General features: G+C 71.7%; 1 protein-coding gene. It reads right to left on the minus strand.

Features of this window, described 5'->3' with window-relative positions:
• Positions 1–1,342, minus strand: a 1,342-nt coding sequence (locus tag NA11_RS43630; RefSeq protein ID WP_174567809.1) for an AAA family ATPase, incomplete at both ends; no start/stop codon positions are given.

Genomic DNA, 1,342 nt, shown 5'->3' on the forward strand with positions numbered 1-1,342 from the left:
GCGCTGTCCGGCGGCGGCACGAACACCAGCCGCTCCAGCCGTCCCGGCCGCAGCAGCGCGGGGTCGATCAGCTCTGGCCGGTTGGTCGCGCCGAGCACGACGACGTCGCGCAGCGGCTCCGCCCCGTCGAGCTCGGTGAGCAAGGCGGCGACCACCCGATCGCCCACCCCGGAATCGCCGGTCTGGCCGCGCCGCGGCGCCAGTGCGTCCACTTCGTCGAGGAAGATCAGCGAGGGCGCGGAATCGCGTGCGCGCTGGAACAATTCGCGCACCGCACGCTCGGAGGAGCCGACCCACTTGTCCATCAGCTCGGCGCCCTTGACCGTGTGCACGCTGAGCTGGCCTGCGCCTGCCAGGGCGCGCACCAGGAAGGTCTTGCCGCAGCCGGGTGGGCCGTAGAGCAGCACGCCGCGCGGCGGGTCGATGCCGAGCCTGGCGAACGAGTCAGGGTGGCGCAGCGGCCACAGCACCGTTTCGGTGAGGGCCTGCTTGGTCTCCACCATGTCGCCGACCTCGTCCAGGGTGAGGCTGCCGATGGCTGGTTCGTCGACGCTCGAACGGGACAGTGGCCGAATCACTGTCAGCGCGCCGAGCAGGTCCGGCTGGGTGAGTTGGGGATCGATGTGTTCCTTGCTGGTCCGCGAGGCCGCGCGCAACGCCGCCTCCCGGCAGAGCGCGGCGAGGTCGGAGACCACGAAACCCGGAGTGCGCGAAGCGATCTCGTCCAGCTTCAGCTCACCGGTCGGCACCCGGCGTAACAGTTGCTCCAGCAAGGACTTTCGCACTGTCGCGGTGGGGAGCGCGAGGGCGAGTTCGCGGTCGCACAGGTCGGGTGCGCGCAATCGAGCGTCGATCCCGGCCGGGTGGGCGGTGGTGGCGAGGAAGGCGACGCACGGCTCGGCGACCGCAGCCCGCAGCTGATCGAGGATGAGCGTCGCGACCGGCTCGGCCTGCGCGGGCAGTAGCGCGTCGATATCGGTGATCAACAGGATGCCGCCCTGCCCGGAACACGCGTCGGAGACCGCCTCGGCCACCTCGCGCAGCCGGGTGCCGCTCTCGGCGGCGCCGATCGTCGGGCCGTCGAGTTCCACGATCCGGCGCGGTGCGGTGACCGCGCGGGCGAGGGTGGCCTTGCCGACACCGGCAGGCCCGGTGATCAACACGCCGAGATGCGGTGTGGCGCCGAGGGTTTTGAGCAGCTCGGGTTCGTCGAGGGCGAGGCTGAGCCATTCGGTGAGCTTCGTCGCCTGGCTGTGCGCACCGGCGAGATCCTTGACGGTGATCGGCGGATTGATCTCCCTGGTCGCGGCGGTGCGCCCGGCCGCGGCGCCCTCGGCCGCCG

Source organism: Nocardia altamirensis NBRC 108246, assembly GCF_001612685.1.
GTDB lineage: Bacteria > Actinomycetota > Actinomycetes > Mycobacteriales > Mycobacteriaceae > Nocardia > Nocardia altamirensis.